12 protein-coding genes are annotated in these 20104 nt (G+C 46.6%); 5 read left to right on the forward strand and 7 right to left on the reverse strand.

Going from position 1 to position 20104, the window contains the following annotated elements; translation table 11 throughout:
• Positions 1–250: 250 nt before the first annotated feature.
• Entirely contained in the window at positions 251–5785 is a 5535-nt protein-coding gene (locus IQ263_RS23730) for a PAS domain S-box protein (protein WP_194070597.1), read from the forward strand.
• A gap of 289 nt (positions 5786–6074) precedes the next feature.
• Here IQ263_RS23730 and IQ263_RS23735 read toward each other — a convergent pair whose 3' ends face one another.
• Positions 6075–6614, reverse strand: a complete 540-nt coding sequence (locus IQ263_RS23735; protein ID WP_194013121.1) for a GIY-YIG nuclease family protein — start codon at positions 6612–6614, stop codon at positions 6075–6077.
• A 113-nt stretch (positions 6615–6727) separates the two neighbouring features.
• The gene (locus IQ263_RS23740) at positions 6728–7054 is read right to left on the reverse strand and encodes a hypothetical protein (protein WP_194070598.1); all 327 of its coding nucleotides are present in this window, start codon (positions 7052–7054) and stop codon (positions 6728–6730) included.
• 184 nt (positions 7055–7238) lie between these two features.
• Between IQ263_RS23740 and IQ263_RS23745 the strand changes: the two genes are divergently transcribed.
• On the forward strand, positions 7239–8033 hold the full coding sequence (locus tag IQ263_RS23745) for a hypothetical protein (protein WP_194070605.1): 795 nt from the start codon (positions 7239–7241) through the stop codon (positions 8031–8033).
• Between the two features lie 354 nt (positions 8034–8387).
• Here the strand turns inward: IQ263_RS23745 and IQ263_RS23750 are convergent, their stop codons facing one another.
• Together IQ263_RS23750 and IQ263_RS23755 are read right to left on the reverse strand one after the other, a co-directional pair.
• A complete protein-coding gene (locus IQ263_RS23750) occupies positions 8388–9248 on the reverse strand; it encodes a sulfite exporter TauE/SafE family protein (RefSeq protein WP_194070599.1) in 861 nt (286 codons plus the stop codon).
• Positions 9249–9440: 192 nt separating this feature from the next.
• Positions 9441–10283, reverse strand: a complete 843-nt coding sequence (locus IQ263_RS23755; RefSeq protein ID WP_194070606.1) for a pentapeptide repeat-containing protein — start codon at positions 10281–10283, stop codon at positions 9441–9443.
• 511 nt (positions 10284–10794) lie between these two features.
• Here IQ263_RS23755 and ilvD point away from each other — a divergent pair.
• Positions 10795–12480: a dihydroxy-acid dehydratase gene (gene ilvD, locus IQ263_RS23760; RefSeq protein WP_194070600.1), complete on the forward strand. Its 1686-nt coding sequence runs from the start codon at positions 10795–10797 to the stop codon at positions 12478–12480.
• 58 nt (positions 12481–12538) lie between these two features.
• Here ilvD and IQ263_RS23765 read toward each other — a convergent pair whose 3' ends face one another.
• Entirely contained in the window at positions 12539–13069 is a 531-nt protein-coding gene (locus IQ263_RS23765; protein WP_194010904.1) for a DUF937 domain-containing protein, read from the reverse strand.
• Positions 13070–13769: 700 nt separating this feature from the next.
• Positions 13770–15590 (reverse strand): sensor histidine kinase, encoded by a 1821-nt coding sequence (locus IQ263_RS23770; protein ID WP_194070601.1) that lies wholly within the window; start codon positions 15588–15590, stop codon positions 13770–13772.
• Between the two features lie 531 nt (positions 15591–16121).
• Here IQ263_RS23770 and IQ263_RS23775 point away from each other — a divergent pair.
• On the forward strand, positions 16122–17753 hold the full coding sequence (locus tag IQ263_RS23775; protein WP_194070602.1) for a YcjF family protein: 1632 nt from the start codon (positions 16122–16124) through the stop codon (positions 17751–17753).
• Between the two features lie 742 nt (positions 17754–18495).
• On the forward strand, positions 18496–19425 hold the full coding sequence (locus IQ263_RS23780) for a phosphoribulokinase (protein WP_194070603.1): 930 nt from the start codon (positions 18496–18498) through the stop codon (positions 19423–19425).
• Between the two features lie 210 nt (positions 19426–19635).
• Here IQ263_RS23780 and IQ263_RS23785 read toward each other — a convergent pair whose 3' ends face one another.
• On the reverse strand, positions 19636–19824 hold the full coding sequence (locus IQ263_RS23785) for a hypothetical protein (protein WP_194070604.1): 189 nt from the start codon (positions 19822–19824) through the stop codon (positions 19636–19638).
• Positions 19825–20104: the final 280 nt, after the last annotated feature.

Consider the following 20104-nt stretch of genomic DNA (forward strand, 5'->3'; position numbering starts at 1 on the left):
GGAGAGGGGGAGAGGGGGAGAGTGGGAAAAAGATTCTATTTTGCTTCTGACTGTTAACTGTTGACTGATGACTGATGACTAATGACTGTTGACTGTTGACTGATGACTTCCATAAATCTGTCTCTGGGAAGATGGCACGGCGCGGACAAATCTGGTTTGGTATAGAAAAAACCCATAGTTAGTTTTAACACTCTTGTTTCACCCGCAGAAGAAATAGCACGATCGCGCGATCGCCACAGGTCAACAAAAAATGAGTTGGTTTCAGGTCTTGCCCTTGCCCATTAAATCCTACAGCCTTGCTACATTTAGCGCCGCCACGGCCTTACTGCTGACAACTCTGTTAGTCTTTGCATTTCAGGCAACTCCTGCAATATTACTTTTGGCCGTTGCAATGGTTAGCGCTTGGTATGTTGGCTTAAAGTCCTCTGAACAAGAACTTGAAATAGAACGCCAGATTATTAAAAAAGTAATTGACACTTCGGCTTGCTTGATTGTAGTTCTTGACAGCCAAGGACGGATTGTCCGGTTCAACCAAGCTTGTGAAAAAGCCACAGGCTACTCGGCAGCAGAAGTTGTGGATCAATATGTTTGGGATCTATTTTTAATTCTCGAAGAAATAGAACCTGTTCAAACAGTTTTTGCTAAACTCAACGCGGAAAATTATTACAGCGAATATCAAAATTATTGGCGGACTAAAAACGGCGACAGGCGCTTCATTTCTTGGTCTAATACAGTGATGGTCGATGGCGATGGTGTGGTAGAATATGCGATCGCCACTGGCATCGATATTACCGATCGCAAAACAGCAGAAATAGCCCTAGCTTCATCCTACACCCAGCTAGAAACCCGCGTCAAACAGCGGACGGCAGAACTGACAGTAGCTAAAGAAGCACTGCAAGCTCAAGAAGAACGATTTCGCTGCTTGAGTTCCTGTTCGCCGATGGGGATTTTCATGGCGGATTTCGAGGGGCGCTACACCTATGCAAACCCGCGCGCTCAGGCGATTTTTGGCTTGAGTTTGGCAGAACTTTTAGGAAACGGTTGGGAGAATTGCATTCACCCGGAAGACTGCGATCGCGTATTGGGCCGATGGCTGGATTATACTCGCAAAGGTGGGGAATATGCGATCGAATATCGCCTGGAAACAGCAGAGAAAATTGTCCGCTGGATTAACGTTTGTTCCTCGCCGATGTTCTCCGACTCCGGCGAACTCATCGGATACGTGGGCACGGTGCGAGATGTCACCGAAAGACAACAAGCGCAAGCAGCTTTGTCTAACAGCGAACAGCAACTGAGAACGCTGCTAGAAAATACGCCAGATATGATTATCCGCACGGACAAAGAACTGCGCTATATTTATGTTAATCAAGCAGTTGCCAGAAGCCAAGGAAAACCCGTTTCATTCTTCCTCGGCAAAACCAGTCAAGACTTAGGAATGCCGCCAGAACTGTGCCAGATGTGGGACGAAACCCTGCACAAAGTGTTAGAAACAGGCAGAGAAGAAATCATCGAATTTAAGGCGCACTCAACCGACGGTATCAGAAGCTATCAATCTCGCGTAGTTCCAGAATTTAACAAAGAGGGCGCAGCAGAATCAGTATTAATTGTCGCCCGCGATATCACAGAACTCAAACTTGCAGAAACTCAAAGATTGCAGTTAAAAATCGAGCTAGCAGCCAGGGAAAAAGCGGAAAAAGAACAGCAGCGGTCGGCATTTTTAGCAGAAGCTAGCAAAATGCTGACTGCGGCATTTGACGGGGAAACGGTGCTGCAAAATGTCGCAGAATTAGCAGTAAATTCGATCGCTGACGGGTGCTGCATTTATTTGACCGAAACCGGCTCAAAAGTTCGCCGCGCGGCTGTAGCTCACGCCCAAGCCTCTGCGGTTGATATTCTGAATAACTTTAAAATCCGCAGCCCGATCGCCTCTGATGCTGTTAACGGGTATCCGCTGGTAATTCGCACCGGAAAATCGGAACTAATTGTCGAAGTGGATGAAGAGATTTTAGCAGCAGGAGCCGAAGATACAGCAGAAATGGAAACATTGCGTGAAGCGAAGCTATCCCGTAGGGAATCGCTCAATATCGGCTCCCACGCTTGCGTACCGCTCTTAGCCCGCGGGCGGGTAATAGGTGCTATTACCTGCTTTACATCTAAATCTGGCAGTCGCTACAATTCCCAAGACATGGCAATGTTAGAAGATTTAGCATACCATGTCGCATTTGCCCTAGACAATGCCAGACTTTATGCAGAAGCGCAACAAGCCCTATCTCAAACAGCGCAATCGTTTGCCTTAATTGACTCGCTCCTAGAAGCATCTCCCTTGGCGATTTGCTTTGTCGATCGCGAAATGCGCTTCATCCACATCAATCAAGTTTTAGCAGAACTCAACGGTTTGTCCGCCGAACAGCATCTAGGTCAAGACTTCCGCCAATTGTTCCCAGAATCTGCGGGCAAATTTGCACCAATAATTCAGCAAGTTCTCGACTCCGGCGAATCGGTTTTAAACGTAGAAATTAGCGGCGAAAATCTTGGAAAACTCGGAGAGTTTGGCTATTTGCTAGCCAACTACTACCCAGTCAAAAATGAAAGGGGAGAAATCATCGGTGCCGGCATAATTCTCGCAGATATTACCGCAGCAAAACAAACCGAAATAGCTTTAACAGAAAGCGAAAAACGGTTCCGCAGCGTGGTAGAATCTAACATGATCGGCATCGGTTTCTGGGAGGCAGACGGCGAAATCACTGAAGCTAACGACGCCTTGCTGGAAATGATCGGATATACGAGGGAAGAGTTGGTTTCAGGACAGATCCGCTGGCTGGATATCACGCCTGCGGAATACGCAGAACTCGATCGCGCCGCTGTAGCGCAAGTCGCAGCATCAGGAAGTTGCGAGCCTTATGAAAAAGAATTCATCCGCAAAGACGGCTCGCGCTTCCCCGTTTTAGTCGGAGGCGGAAACTTGGAAGGATGCACAGACAAAGGATCGTTCTTCGTGCTCGATATCACCGATCGCAAACAAGCTCAAAACCAGCTCCGAGAAAACGAAATCCGCATTCGCCGCCAACTAGCAGAACTCGACTTAGTGTACAACACCACACCGGTCGGGATCTCCTTTGTCGATACCAATTTGCGCTACATCCGCATCAACAAATGCCTCGCTCTGATCAATGGCAGATCGATCGCCGATCACATCGGGCGCACCGTCAGAGAAGCGATTCCTGAAATCGCCGATATGGTAGAGCCGATATACCTGCAAGTGCTGGCGACGCAAAGCCCCGTGCTCGACTTGGAAATTAAGGCCGAAACGCTGCAACAGCCGGGAGTAGTGCGGGATTGGCTAGTCAGCTTTTATCCTGTCAGCGACGAATCGGGAACGCTGTTGGGAGTCAGCAGCGCGATCGCCGAAATCACCGATCGCAACCAAGCAAAACGGGTAATCCAGCAAAGCGAAGCTTTATTCCGGCGACTGTTAGATTCCAATATTTTCGGAGTCGCGATCGGAGATTTTAGCGGCCGCATCGCCTACGCCAACGACTCGCTGCTGAACATGGTGGGCTACACCCGATCGGACGTGCTCTCAGGTCAAATGCGGTGGGACAGGATGACCCCCCCCGAATACCTGCACCTCGACGCCAAGGCGGCCCAAGAACTGCGGGCTTCGGGAGTCGCAACTCCTTTTAAGAAAGAGTACATCCGCAAAGATGGCAGCCGCGTGCCGATGTTGATGGGCGGGACGATTTTGTGCCCGGAGAACCCGGAAGCACAGACGATCGTCGCATTTTACATCGACTTGACCGAAACATCCAGGGTAGAAGCAGAACTCAAAAACAATCAAGAACGGCTGCAAATCGCTCAACAAGCAGGCAAAATCGGAACTTTTGAATGGAACGTCCAAACCGACGAACTCGCGTCTACGCCGGAATTAGAGGCTTTGTATGGACTGCCGGCCGGCGGTTTCGACAGCAGCTATCAGAATTTGCTGGCAATGGTGCATCCAGACGATCGCGCTTTCACTCAACAGCAGTTGCAGGCCGCGGCGGCATCCGGGGAGGAATTAAACATTGAGTTCCGCATTTGCCGTCCCGACAGCAGCATCGGCTGGATTGCTTGCAGGGCTAAGGTGTTTCAGGACGAGAGCGGTTTGTCCCAGCGGGCGATCGGGGTCAACGTCGATATCACCGATCGCAAACAAGCAGAAGCAGCCCGATCGCAAACCAACCAAACTTTGGAAGCCTTGATCCAAGCTTGTCCCCTAGGAATTACCGTTGTTAGCGCCGACGACGGCATTGTGAAAATGTGGAACCCAGCAGCCGAGAGGATTTTTGGCTGGTCAGAATCAGAGGCGAAAAATCAATTTTCGCCCTCCATTTCCCCAGACAAGCAGGAGGAATTCACGGCAAAATTGCAAAAAATTAGTCAAGGAAAGGCGATCGCGGGGATGGAAACCCAGCGCCAACGGAAAGACGGCACCACGATCGACATCAGTTTGTGGGCAACTCCAGTCCGCGACGCTCAAGGCAATATAAATTGTATGTCGATCGTCGCCGACATCAGCGATCGCAAGCAAGTAGAGGCAGAACTCGCTCAGTTGCTCGATCGCGAACAAGCCGCGCGCGCCGAAGCAGAAGACATCAACCGCCTGAAAGACGAGTTTCTCGCCACGCTTTCCCACGAACTCCGCACGCCTTTAAATGTGATTCTGGGCTGGGCGCAGAGGCTGCGCGGCCTCCCCTACACGGAAGATGATTTAGCTAGCGGTTTGGAAGCGATCGAGCGCCAGTCAAGGGTACAGGCGCAGCTAGTCGAAGATTTGCTCGACGTTTCCCGGATTATTCAAGGCAAGCTAGCTATCAAACCAGGCTGGTTCGTCATGGCAAACGCGATCGAAATTGCTCTGAGTTCAGTCATGTTCGCCGCCCAGGCTAAGTCTGTGACTGTTTCCTCGGAATTAGACCCTACAGTCAAATTGATGTGGGGCGACGCGCAGAGGTTGCAGCAGGTAGTCTCGAATTTGCTGACAAACGCCGTCAAGTTTACGCCAACGGGCGGAACTGTGAAACTGCGTTTGTCTGCGGTAGCTGCGGCTGATTCCCCATCACCTAATTACCTGCAAATTACTGTCAGCGATACCGGCAAAGGCATTTCAGCAGAGTTTCTGCCCTACGTGTTCGATCGCTTCCGACAAGCAGACGGGTCGATTACAAGGGCTGATAGCGGTTTGGGACTGGGATTGGCGATCGTGCGGCACTTGGTGGAACTCCACGGCGGCACTGTACGCGCCGAAAGTCCGGGTAAAGACCAGGGTGCGACATTCACCGTCATGCTGCCCCTCAAACAGCGGATCGGCAAGCAGCGGCAGTTGAGAGAGGAAAAGAAACTCCCTCAAATCCGTCGGGGTATGTTAGCCGGTTTAAAGGTGTTGGTTGTTGACGACGAACCCGACAACCGGGAGTTTTTGATTGTGGCCTTGGAACAGTGCGGGGCGACGGCGACAGCGGCGGCTTCAGCCCAAGAGGCGATCGAGCTTTTGCAGCAGTCGCCGCCCGATATTCTAGTCAGCGACATCGGGATGCCCGTTGAGGACGGCTACTCGCTGATCCGCAAAGTGCGATCGTCCGAATCTGACAAAATCAAGCGCTTGCCGGCGGTTGCGCTGACAGCCTATGCTAGCGAACAAGACCGCGCCAGGGCGATCGACGCCGGTTACGACGAACATTTAGCAAAGCCGATCGATCCGGCTCGATTCGCCTCAGTTTTAGCCAAATTAAACGTGCGAAAGTAGTGCAGGTTCGTAGACAGGACTTGAGTCCGCAGCTTTTTACGGACTCAATTCCGCACTGCGAACGAACCGTTTTTGTTACGTTTTACGGAATCATATCAAATCGGTTAGCATCGGAATAGTAAATTAACTGTGGACTGTTGACTGTGGACTGTTAACTGTTGACTGTTAACTGTTAACTGTTAACATCATGTATGAATGCAACCGTAATTGATATCAATTCCTCACTACGAACCTTTTTTGTTGCGATCGTAGACAGAACATGACAACGTACCCAAAATCAGCAACGCCCTTATTTTAAATCCAACAATCCGCTAGTTTTCAACTTGGGATTAAACCGGATTTCTTCAGTTACACCGCGAGCTTTGAGCAGCGATAAAATTTCATTTTCCACCCGGCGCGCTACATTTTTTAACAATTTATCTTTGGCAAGTTCATCAGCAACAATACCTTCATAATTTGCCACTTCCTGGGCTGTCATCACGGTTTTGGTGTCGATGGGATCGTTCCACTTGGCTGCACCGGCACCGTTACCCTCCGGCTGCGAGCCGTTTTCAGCAATCCAACTCGATCGGATGTTTTCGAGTATAGTGCGGTTTGGTCGATCGATAATTTGGACTTTCAGCCAGTAGCAATATTCGGTTTGGCGTACCAAATGCTGTTTCAGGCTGAGGTAAGTATCGCGAGAATAGCCGACAAATTGCAGAATTTTATCGCTGTCAAAAATCGCATAAACGCCAATTTTTCCCTGGACAAAATCGGGTAATTTTCCCTCGGAGTCAATGTAGGGAATGAATTCTAAGCTAGCGAGAGGCTGAATGTCTTCTGTCATTTCTGGTTAATTAAGGAAGAGGGAAGAAGGCAGGAGACAGGAGGCAGAATTAATAAAAGCTGATATGGCAGCAATTAACAACGTCCTCACCGTCGGGCGCGGTTGCGATATAACTAATTCTTAAAAACGCGATAAACTGCACAGAGGCGGCTGGGTTTAAATATTTTGGCTTGAAACATGAAATTGGGCGGGACGTTGACGATCGCAAAATCGATCGATTGGTGATACTGTTCAAATTCCGCAGGCATTCCCTTCGGCGTGTCGCTGCTGTAGGGCACTGGCTGAAAAAGTAACTCCGCAAACTCAAGGCGCGAACACTGTAATTGCAGCGCTATTTGTTGGAGAAAGCTTTCACCAGTCAACAAACCGAACAGTAGAGCTTTAGCATCCGGTTCGAGGACAAAACTGTTATCGTAGCTTTCAATAATCTTGAGACCCATTTTCTATATACTCCTGACAGACACCGGCGCATTCTGAATTTTACCCGACAGCGGCGATCGGCAGAAGGTCAGTTAAAATATCACAGTCTCGAATTTTTAAGAAATAGCCCGGATTTATTTGCCGATCGCTTTTATCATGTCCGTATCGAAAACGTATCATCTACCAGACAACGACTACAAGTCTATGCAGAAAATCGAAAACGCATCACTCCCAGCTTTGAGAATTTCCCCAAACCAGCCGGATTGGCTAGAATTGGCAGAATACGCCTCTATTGCCGGTTCAGCGATTGGCACGATTGCTGCGGGATTGTCGGGCCAAATTCTCTACGCGGCCGCCCCCTTAACCGCAGCGATATCGCTGAATATAGCCAATCGCCAGCGTTTTGAGCAACAAATGCAACAAAAAGCAAATTCTGCGATCGCGGAGGTACAGGCCGCAGCAGCAGGTCGATCGCAGCAAGTTCAGTTGCTACCTGGAGAACCAGCAGAACTTTACACGGCAGTATCCGACTTGAAACAAAAAATCCTCAGTTTGGAATCGAGCGCTATCAGAGACTTGCAAGCAGCCGTAGCATCCCTGGAACGAGCGCAGGCGCTACCTGCTGATTCTCAGGAGCTCTACACCATTCTGTCGGATTTGCGGGAAAAACTCCGCATTTTGGAAAATAGCGCCCTCAGAGAGGATGATTGGCAAAATGTCAACGTCCGATTTTTATTGATGGACGAAAAGTTAACTGAGGTGAGAACTATTACAGCTCAGTTGCAGGAGCGATCGAGCGATGTAGAATTGAATGAAATCCAAGGTTCTCTGAAGCAATTGCAGCATTTGCTCGATCGACCGGCAATAGACGCAGTGGCAATGCAAACCGAGATTAAGCATTTGCACGAGCAAGTTTCCGAGTTGCAGCGACAAAATCAAGAAATTGTCAAGCCTTATTTGCAGCGTCTGACTCGCGCCGTCAAGAAACTCAGTCATTAGTCAGTAGTCAGTTGTCAGTTGTCAGTTGTCAGTTGTCAGTTGTCAGTAGTTATTGGTTATTGGTTATTGGTTATTAGTTATTGGTTATTGGGAATTGGTTATTAGTTATTGGTTATTGGTTATTGGGAATTGGTTATTAGTTATTGGTTATTGGTTACTGGCTACGAATTCCCCATTTCCAATTCTCAATTCCCAATAACAACTAACAACTAACTAATAACAAATAACAACTAACCAATAACCAATAACAACTAACCAATAACAAATAATAACAAATAATAACAAATAATAACAAATAACAAATAACAAATAACAACTAACAAATAACAGTCAACAGTCAACAGTCATTACTCATTACCCATGACTAAATATTTGCCAAGCTTGCCAGAAAACATAAATCGATAAAATTGCCAAGAGCGATCGAAAAGCTAAACTAATAATGCGATCGGGCAATCTCGGCAAAAACCGCGTACTGATTTGCGCCCCCAACAAACCGCCGCCGCCCAGAATCAACCCCACAACCCACAAAACATTCCCGCGCGCCGCGTGTCCCGCCGTCGCCGAAATAGCAGTGATGACGATGACACCCAAGCTGGTTTGAATGGCAGTTTTAATGCTTTCTCCTAACAGCAAAATTTGCAGGGGAACCATAATCACGCCACCGCCTACCCCGAACAAACCCGCTAATAAACCCGCCGCACTGCCGGTAGCAATTTTAGCAAAAGCTGGATTGCTTAAAATATTTGAATTATTGGGTAATTTGGAATTGGGGATTGGGGATTGGGGATTGGTTGCCGCTTTCGCGATCGGATCGTCTTCCCCTTTTCCTTCGCCTTTCCCATTCGCTGTTAGGTGCTTGCGAACCTCAATTAAATAAATATTTAACCACAACAACAAGCCAAAAGAAACTAACAATAAATAAGGCGGAAATATCCCCGCCAAATAAGCACCGATTTGTGCTGTAATGACGGCTGGAAAACCGATGCCAGCGACTTTGCTCATGCTGAGGTAGCCCATGCGCCAATTCTGGATGCTGCCAGAAATAGCTGTAATGGCGATCGACAAACCGCTAGTAGCAACCGCTTGCACCGGGGCGTACTTGAGAGCCACCAACAAAGGCACCAGCACCGTACCGCCACCGATACCCAAAAAACCCGCTAAAATTCCGGCAAAAAGTCCGGATGCAACTAAAATCAATAATTCACTGATAGTCATTAGTCAGTAGTCAGTAGTCAGTGGTCAGTAGTCAGTGGTCAGTGGTTAGTAGTTAGTAGTTATTAGTTAGTAGTTAGTAGTTAGTAGTCAGTAGTCAGTAGTTAGTAGTCAGTAGTTAGTAGTCAGTAGTTAACAGTTAACAGTCAACAGTCAACAGTCAACAGTCAACAGTTAACAGTTAACAATCAAATTTTAAGAATCATTAGTTGTGCCGTCGGGCATAATTGCCCGCCTCAAATCTGTATCGCGGAAGTTAGTTCGATTCAGATTAGCATCAATCAAAACCGCTTCCACCAAAACAGCCCCGCTAAAATTAGACCAGCACAGCTTCGCCCGGTACAAATTAGCACCGCTCAAATTAGCCTCGCGCAGGGTTGACCAACTCACATTGGCAACTCTCAAATTAGCATTGCTCAGATTAGCATTGCTCAGATTAGATCCAACCATCGTTACTTCGCGCAAGTCTGCACCAGTCAAGTTAGCCCCGCTGAGCATTGCTCCGCTCAAAATTGCCTTAGTCAAGTTAGCTCTTTCTAACAGCGCATCGCTGAGGATGGCATTTGTCAGGTTTACCGCTTTGAGAGTTGACCAACTCAAATTGGCCTTCATCAAATTAATGCGAATCATGCTAGCGTCAGTTAAGTTGGCCGCAAACAAATTCGCTTCGGTAAAGTTGGCTTCCGTCAAATTAGCTTCCGTCAAATTAGCTTTGGTCATGTTGACTTCTCTCGCCATTGAGCCGCGCAGGTTGGCTCCCATCAGGTTTGCCCCGCTGAGATTGGCGCGGCTCAAATCGGTACCGATCAGATTTGCTTCGGTGAGGTTGGCTTCCGTCATGTCCACCCCAGCCAATTTCACCTCGCGCAAGTTCGCTCCCGTCAGGTTAGCGCCCTTGAGATTTGCGTCTTGGAAATTCGCTCTGGTAAAATTAGCCTCGCTAAGGTTTACCCCTTTTAAGTCGGCCCCGGCGAGGTTAATCTCTCGAAAAATTCTTTCTCCGGCCGCATATTGCCTCAGAATTCGATCGGCCTCCATGTCATTCGCCTCGCAATTTTTTTCAAACGTTAGAGTGATGGGTGTTACCACATCATCCCAGATAACCACCGTATTCACGCCACAGGGTGCAGTATCGGCAGAATCTTTGCACTCTGCTTTCCTGGCACTGCTGTGCGAATCTATTCTAGATGGCCTCACAAATGTCAGCGCTTCTGAGAGAATCAAAAATAGGGTAAAGATATCAGCAGTCAGCAGTCAATACCATTTTTGATTTTCCCTTGGCGATTAGAGATGCGAATGACTGACTGGATATAGGTTTGGGACTTGTATACAGTTGCATTAGAACTCTTGCAAAAATACAGTGCACCCCACCCCAAGCCTCCCCCTGAGTTCGGGGAGGGGGCAAGATTATTCTTGTTTCCCCCCGCGGGAGGGGGGACTTGCGGGGGGTGAATTTGACTTTTGCAAGATATATATTGTTTTGTGAAACTGGTATGAGAACAACTGACTGCTGACTGTTTTTCCCACCACTGACAAAGGATGTTTGAGAATGCCTGAAAATTTGAGAAGCCAAGCTGTGACTGGAGGCGTACAGCGCGCGCCCAACCGAGCAATGCTGCGGGCCGTCGGTTTTGGCGACGGCGATTTCACTAAGCCCATTGTGGGCATTGCCAACGGCTACAGCACGATTACGCCCTGCAATATGGGATTGAACGACCTCGCTTTGCGGGCTATTGCGGCGGCGCGGGAAGCTGGGGCGATGCCGCAAATGTTCGGTACGATTACGATCAGCGACGGGATCTCGATGGGAACTGAAGGGATGAAATATTCTCTGGTGTCGAGAGACGTAATTGCTGATTCGATAGAAACGGTTTGCAACGGCCAAAGTATGGACGGTGTGCTGGCTGTGGGCGGTTGCGACAAGAATATGCCGGGGGCGATGATTGCGATCGCCCGCATGAACATTCCTGCTATTTTTGTCTACGGTGGCACGATCAAACCGGGACACCACAACGGACAAGATTTAACCGTAGTCAGTGCTTTTGAAGCAGTCGGTCAATTCAGCGCCGGCAAAATTGACGAAGCAGAACTCACCGCAGTGGAACAAAAAGCTTGTCCCGGTGCGGGTTCCTGCGGCGGAATGTTTACAGCAAATACGATGTCGAGCGCTTTTGAAGCGATGGGCATGAGCTTGCCCTATTCTTCGACAATGGCTGCTGAGGATGCTGAAAAAGCTGACAGCGCGGCAGAATCTGCCACAGTTGTGGTGGAAGCGATTCGCAAACAGTTGTTGCCGAGCCAAATTTTGACACGCAAGGCCTTTGAAAATGCGATCGCGGTAATTATGGCGATCGGCGGTTCAACCAACGCTGTGCTGCATTTATTGGCCATTTCCAATGCGATCGGCGTTGAACTGTCCCTCGACGATTTTGAAACAATTCGAGCCAAAGTTCCCGTGCTGTGCGACCTCAAACCAAGCGGCAAATACGTAGCAACCGACTTGCACAAAGCCGGCGGCATTCCTCAAGTCATGAAAATGCTTTTGGAACAAGGTTTGCTCCACGGCGACGCCCTAACAATTAGCGGTCAAACTATTGCTGAAGTGTTGGCAGATATTCCCAGCGAACCTCGAACCGACCAAGACGTAATTCGCCCTTGGAACAACCCGATGTACGCCGAAGGACATTTAGCAATTCTCAAGGGAAATCTGGCAACAGAAGGAGCCGTCGCTAAAATTACAGGCGTTAAAAAACCGCAAATCACTGGCCCGGCGCGAGTCTTTGAATCTGAAGAAAATTGTTTGGATGCAATTCTCGCCGGCAAAATTCAAGCCGGAGACGTGATAGTCGTCCGCTACGAAGGGCCAAAAGGCGGGCCGGGAATGCGCGAAATGTTAGCACCAACTTCGGCAATTATTGGCGCAGGTTTGGGCGATTCTGTGGGTTTAATTACTGACGGCCGCTTCTCTGGCGGGACTTACGGCATGGTTGTCGGTCACGTTGCACCAGAGGCGCAAGTTGGAGGCACAATTGCTTTAGTAAAAGAGGGCGATTCAATTACGATAGATGCTAAGAATCGGTTGTTGCAGCTCAATGTTGCTGATGCAGAATTAGAGCAGCGCCGAGCAGCTTGGCAAGCTCCTCAACCTCGCTATACTAGGGGCGTTTTGGCTAAATACGCTAAGTTGGTTTCTTCTAGCAGTCTCGGTGCTGTGACTGATTTGGGTTTGGGTTAATTTGGAGTTTTTGTAACCGCAGATGAAGGCAGATATCTGCGGTTGCAAAAATCCTAAATTAACTGCGCTGATTCAAAAAGCGGCTAGCCATCGACATGGCATCAGTAATATCTACGTCGCCGTCTCCATCGGCATCTAAAAACGTATTCAATACGGGATTTTGGCCTTGGGCTGAATTTTGAGCGTTGCCGCCGGTTTGCAGCAAATTCAGCAGGATCGGCACTAAAACAGGTATCATTGCTTGCACTGTTGTGTTATTTAAACCGGTTCTTTGGGCGATATCGGCGATTATTTGCGTTAGTTGACCGGCTCCAAACAAACTCTGTACTGCTTGCGGATTAGGATTTGTGCCACTAAATTGGTTGACAAGTTGTTGAGCTTGTGCTTCTCCCGACTGCGATCGCACGTCTTGCAATGCCGATCGCACGTATCCGCCCAAAACCGACATCGCCAACTGAGTTGTACCCGCATCCACGCCCTGGTTGCCGCTCAACTGCTCTACCGCACCGATAATGTTGCCCAACTGATTGGAACTTGCTTGTTGGTTAGGATTGTCGATCGCGTTCAAAATTTGGTCAAATAGTCCCATGATTTTCGCTCCTTGCTGTATTTGTTCCACTCTAGATTAACCGATCGCCAATTGCCAAATTTCCCATTACAGAACTTATATCAAGTTCGGGTAATTACTTATAATATCCGACCGAGACGGGTTGACTAAATTGTTGGTTTTAGGCAATTATTGACAGGTTAACCCAATTCCCAATAACTAATGACTGCTATAGCAATCTTAAATCATTTGAAAAATCCTACGCAAGCAAGATGCTTACACTAAAAAGCTTCGAGTCTAAATCGATTTTGCTGCTGATTTACGGCTGCTATAAATAATGACTAATGACTAATGACTAATGAGTGTTAACTGTTGACTGTTGACTGTTAGTTGTTATTGGTTAGTTGTTATTGGTTAGTTGTTATTGGTTAGTTGTTATTTGTTATTTGTTATTTGTTAGTTGTTAGTTGTTAGTTGTTATTGGGAATTGAGAATTGGAAATGGGGAATTCGTAGCAAGTAACCAATAACCAATAACTAATAACCAATTCCCAATAACCAATAACTAATAACCAATAACCAATAACCAATAACCAATAACCAATAACCAATAACCAATAACCAATAACCAATAACCAATAACCAATAACCAATAACCAATAACCAATAACCAATAACCAATAACCAATAACCAATAACTACTGACTAATGACTAATGACTATTGACTAATGACTACTGACTACTAATGTTTAATCGGTAGGGCGATCGCAAATTCCGTTCCCGTTCCCATCTCCGACCAACAGTTAATCGTCCCGCCGTGTTTATTGACAATAATTTCGCGGCCGATTGCCAATCCCAAACCAGTACCTACACCCCTCGGTTTAGTCGTAAAGAACGTTTCAAACATTCTTTCTTGACTGGCCGCAGGTATCCCCGTACCGTTATCGGAAATTCGCACTACCACGGAGTCATCGTCCAAGTATTCTGTAGTGATTAAAATTTTCGGTGAAAAACTAGATTTTTCTGATTTTTTCGACTCCGAACCAAATTTTTTATTCGCCTCTTCATAGCTAATTTTTTCAAGCTTTGCTTTCTCTTCCACAGCATCTAGTGCATTGCCGATCAGGTTGACAAACACCTGGTAAAGCAAACCCATATAGCCTTCAACATTCGGAATTTCTCCGTAATTGCGTACAACTTCAACGCCCTGTTTGACCCGGCTGTTGAGAATCAGCAAACTGCTATCTATGCAGGCGTGTAAATCGACTGGCTGAGGCGCTGCATCGTCGAGGCGAGAAAAATCTTTCAAACTCAAGATAATGGCTTTGGCTCTTTCCGCACCCACTTGCATTGAGTTAAATATTTTCATCAAATCTTCTTGGAGAAAATCGAGGTCTATGGCTTCTGCTTTGGCGGTGACTGCAGCAGGCGGGTTGGGTATTTCTGTTTCGTAAGTTTTGAGCAAATCTAAAATATCTTCAACGTAAGTTCTGGCCGGATCGATGTTGGCATAGATAAAATTGATTGGGTTGTTAACTTCGTGAGCAACACTGGCCAGCATCCTCCCCAAAGTTGCCATTTTCTCATTTTGAAGGATATGAATTTCTTGCTCAGATTTCAATTCTTCTAGCAAGTTATTTACTTTCTGAATCAGTTGGTTGAACGAAGCTGCTAATACTCCCACTTCATCGGTGCTGGTAACTGGTACTTGCAACTGAAAATTAGATTCTTCGGTGACTCGCTGCGCTATTTTGGTGACAGCGGCAAGGGGTTTGGCGATCGCCCTACTGGTAAGGCTCGCCAGCAGTGCTGCAATTACGATCGACAGTGCCATGCTACCAAAAATTATTTGCACCCGCAGTGTCTGCGCTCTGAGCAGGGCTTCCCGTGCTGCATTTTCTTGCTCTTGGGCGCGATCGATAATTGCTCCTAAATCATTAGTCGCCCTCTCTAATTTCAACCCAAGTTTATCTCGATCGAAATTCAACAGTAACTTGCGTTTAACACTTTTTTGATCTGGAGATTTGGGCAGTTTACTGATTTGAGCGTTAACGGTTTCTAACTGTTGAATGTAATTTGACAGCAGCGAATTATATTTTTTGATAAAACCCTGTAAACCTGCTGCCTGTTCCATCTCTTTCTGACTTTTAACTTCAGATAGCGACAACTTCAAACTGTAGATATTCTTTTGTAGCTGTTGGTATTTGCTGTCAAAACTTTCTGGCTGTTCTATCCCGTCAATCAATCGCTGTTGGCTATTTTGCGTCCGCAGCAAAGCCACCTGCAACTTATTTAAAAGCTGACTTTCTCGATCGATGTGTAGTTGATTGTTAGTTCTGCGATAGTAATGATTCCCCGCCAGCATCCCGATAGTCGTGCCCCCAATCGCAACACAAAGAGCCAATGCGTAGCCGCGGCTGATTTTGTCGCTAATACTGAGGTTTCCGAAGGAGCGGGCTATTTGAGCAAAATAATTAAGCTTTAGTAGGTGGCTCTGTTTGATTTTATACTGTAAAGATGTAGGAAGTTCTTGTGAAGCCTGTTTGTGATGTTTGAGCTGCATAGATGCGAACCTGTGAATAATTCACGCACTGAGAATTAAGTCTAACTTAACTCGCGGATCATTAGAAAGTACCTCATCGATACTTAATATAAAGTTTTTGTGAATAAAGACGCTCTTAGCCTGCCTAATAAACCCGGTTTCTCGTTTCCGCTTTCGGAGCTTCCAGGAGGCACTGGCGTAAAAAAACCTGGCTTCTGTGTACTTAATGTCAGATTTGTTTGTTAATAAAAAAGTATTGCTAAACTGGCGATCGAATAAATCACCGCATAAATAAGTAGGTAGATGCAAATAAACCAGTCTGCGGTTCGGGCGGGTGATAAGCTGTAGCTAAGTTATCGTGCAAGCTACAATTGCAGCAAGAGGGCGTTAGCGAAGCCCTCGAAGAGGATCGCACTTGTCTGTCCCGCTGGCACTCAAACCCCCGCAAATCGGGATTTGCAGACTAAGCAGTGCGATCGGGCACTCGATCGCTTCCGAATTATCATCACAATGTAAGAATCAAAGTATAACCCTTTTATTTGCCGCCCCCTCATGCCTTTGCCGCGCCTGTTAACCTTAATTGCTGCTTTCTGCCTCACCCTGGGGCTGATTATTGGCCTGATAAGTTCCTTGACAGGGCTTTACAGTCAAGTTGCGCTGTCTGCTTCTCCGTTGCTGGCTAATTTGCTGATTTTCCTAATAATTATACTTTTGGGAACGCTAATTTTTGCGCTGTTTTATTATTTTAAGCTGCTGCAACGTCCGGGAAAAGTTAAGGGAAAACGGGCAATTAATCCGAAGGTTCCTGTTGCCAAAAGTGAAGCTGCTTCGGAAAATCTCAAAGCAATTCGGCAGCAAGTCGATCGCATTCAAGATGAAGTAGCGCGGCAAGCTTTGCTGTTGAAAGCCCGCGAAATAGAAGCTAACATGGCCCGCGGCAATGTTCGGATCGTGGTTTTCGGCACCGGTTCTGCGGGGAAAACTTCCGCTGTCAATGCGTTGGTGGGGCGGATGGCGGGAGAGGTGGGCGCGCCGATGGGAACTACGGAAGTTGGAGAAACTTACACTCTTTCATTGAAAGGAATCGATCGCGAATTAGCAATTACTGATACCCCAGGCATCTTGGAAGCGGGAGTAGCGGGGACTTACAGAGAGGAATTGGCGCGTCAGTTGGCGGCCAGGGCAGATTTGATCTTATTTGTTTTGGACGGCGATTTGCGTAAATCTGAGTACGAACCGCTGCGGACTTTGGCAGAAATTGGCAAAAGGTCGATCGTGGTTTTTAATAAAGTTGACCTTTATCCCGACAGCGACAGAGACGAAATTCTCGATCGGCTGCGACAGCGAGTCAAAGGTTTTGTATCAGCAATGGATGTAGTTGCAATTAGCGCCAACCCGCAAAAAGTTGTACTAGAAAGCGGCACAATATTTCAACCAGACCCGGATATGATGCCATTAATTAGGCGCATCGCAGCAATTTTGCGAGCCGAAGGCGAAGACTTAATTGCCGACAATATTTTGTTGCAATCTCAGCACTTGGGAGACCAAGCGCGCAAGTTAATTGACGCTCAAAGACGGCGCGCCGCTGATAAAGTAGTAGAGCGATTTCAGTGGATCGGAGCCGGAGTAATTGCCGTCACGCCTTTGCCGGTTGTGGATTTGTTAGCGACAGCAGCAGTTAACGCTCAAATGGTAGTAGAAATTGCCAAGATTTACGGCTGCGAATTAAATATCGATCGCGCCAAAGAATTGGCATTGTCTCTGGCAAAAACCCTAGCAAGTTTGGGAATAGTTGAAGGCGTGATTCAAGTAGTTTCAAGGGCGCTGCAATTAAGCGTAGCTGGGTTTGTGCTCGGCAAAGCAATTCAAGCAGTCAGCGCCGCTTATTTAACCAGAATTGCTGGCAAAAGTTTTATTGAATATTTCCGACACGACCAAGATTGGGGCGACGGCGGCATCGCCGAAGTTGTGCAAAGGCAGTTTCAGTTAAATCGGAAAGACGAGTTTGTCAAAGCATTTGTCAAAGATGCGATCGCCCGCGTTGTCGAACCTCTAAACATTTATCAGCAACAAGAATCGGAACCAGAATTAGAAATGCCAGCAGAAGTGGAACCAGAACTATTGTATAAGCAGCAAGGCGACGATTGGGAAATCAACAGCAACAAGCGCCAAGATGACTGGTAAAACGTAAATCCTGCAGGGGCGGGTTCACCAACAATCTTTGATTCAGACAAAAAATCTACATCAACCCGCCCCCACCACGCGACAGAATTAGATCGCGCGTGCGGAATGCGAGTCCGCTCTATAATGCAGTATTAATTCAACTTAATATTTGTTTGAATTTAGAATTTATGCCCTGGTGTGTCGAAATCGGGTTTGTTCACGAAAATATTTGATGGCGGCAGGTCAAAAAGAGCAAAAATAATTAATTTTTGAGGGCGAGAGTACACCGTTTATTTAAATTTATCCTAATTTTTTAGGCACGGGGAAAGCTTTGGTTAAAACTTTATATTCCGGGTAAATTCGATCGCCCTTCGCGTAGATTTCTCGGCAAGTTGATGCACTGCTAGCGACCCGTTTTAAAACTAAAAAGCACCCACCAGTCCGACGGCTGCTGCAATTTGTACTACACTCAAAGACGAGGGGGACACTTGATAGCGGTAATTTTCCCTAATTTTTGACTGTAGCCGGATTCAAAAGTGCGATCGACCTCGCGGGCGGTTGAGAAATCAGCGTGATTTTTTAATCAGATGTTCTGGGAGTCTCCGGTGCCGCAATTTATTAAGAAATTTTACAATAATTTTACACGTTGGGGAGAATCCGGGGGGTTCAAGTCAAACTGTGCAATTAGCGATCGGATCGAACCGAATTTTGATAAGATTTAAGGTTGATAAAAAATTTGCTATTGTCCGTCGGGGTAAAAACAATGAGCGATCGACCAATCATTCTCGGTATTGTCGGAGACAGCGCAGCGGGAAAAACCACCCTGACGCGGGGAATTGCCCAAGTATTGGGGCCAGAAAATGTCACGATAATTTGCACGGACGACTATCATAGGTACGACAGAAAGCAGCGGGCAGAAATCGGGATTACAGCACTGCATCCCGACTGCAATTATCTAGACATCATGCAGCAGCACCTGAGCCTGTTGCGTACCGGACAAGCAATTCTCAAACCTATTTACAACCACGACTCAGGTACATTCGATCCGCCGGAATACATCCAGCCCAATAAATTTGTAATAGTTGAAGGTTTGCTTGGTTACTCAACTCGCGCAATCCGCGATGCTTACGATGTAAAAGTGTATCTCGCTCCCCCAGAAGAGTTGCGAACTCAGTGGAAAGTTAAGCGCGATACTATGAAGCGCGGTTATACTGAAGAACAGGTGCTTGCAGAAATGCAAAAGCGGGAAAATGATTCAGAAGATTTTATTCGTCCCCAGCGTAAGTTTGCCGATGTTGTAGTTAGTTTTTACCTACCCGAAGAGGACAACGCAGTAAATTTGAATGTCCGTTTAGTGCTCAGACCGACAATTCCTCACCCGGATTTTACTGAAATTTTAGCTCAAGGTAGCGATAGCTTTAAACCTGCAATTCGCCTAGGACTCGATCGCGATATGGGCAAACCGGTTGACGTGTTGGAAGTAGACTCCCACGCTACTAACGAACAAGTAAACGAACTGGAAAAGATTTTGTGCAACGAAATGCCGCATCTGCGGGGTTTTTGCAGCGCCCAAGGCAACCCGGAAATTGGCAAACTAATCGGGACAACTGGCGAAGTTCTGCAAAGTTACCCGCTAGCTTTGACGCAGTTGCTAGTTTCATATCACATGATGAAAGCAATCCATTTGTATTAGTTAGTTGGTGGTTGGTTAGTTGTTATTTGTTATTTGTTATTTGTTATTTGTTGTTTGCTAGTTGTTAGTTGTTAGTTGTTAGTTGTTAGTTGTTATTTTTTGCTAGTGGGTTCTAATTCCTAATTGCCAATCAATTCCACCAACTAACTACTTCCACCCAACTACTTGCAACTAACAAATAACAACTAACTAATGACTAATGACTAATGACTAATGTACTAACAAATTCAGATTAAAAGTCGCTAATTGCTGAAGTTGCATTGAGAATGGCAATTGACTTTGAGGTGCGGGTAACATTTCGCCTCGGAAGTCGAGGAGGGTAACGAGTAGCAGGTAGGCAACTGCTAAGACTATAGAAATCACGCCGGTGATAATAGCAATAATTTTTGAACGTTCCATATTCAGTAAAAATCAATGGCAGGTAATATTAGTTTAACATTAAAAAGAGCAATTGAGTAAATCCACCTAATTCAATATAAAATATGGGCTATTAAAAAGCTTGTTGTGTGTATCTTTTTCTGCCTTCTTCATTCCTTCTTCCTTCTTCGTGATGCAGGGTAAACGCATCTAAATTAAGTTGACAAAAAATCATATTTGTGCGTGAGTCTTTTTCTGAAAAAATCTTTCTTAAAACTATTAAATCCGATGGAATTAACCCAGTAAAAATCGAGCTTTAAGA

The organism is Tychonema sp. LEGE 06208 (genome assembly GCF_015207505.1).
GTDB lineage: Bacteria > Cyanobacteriota > Cyanobacteriia > Cyanobacteriales > Microcoleaceae > Microcoleus.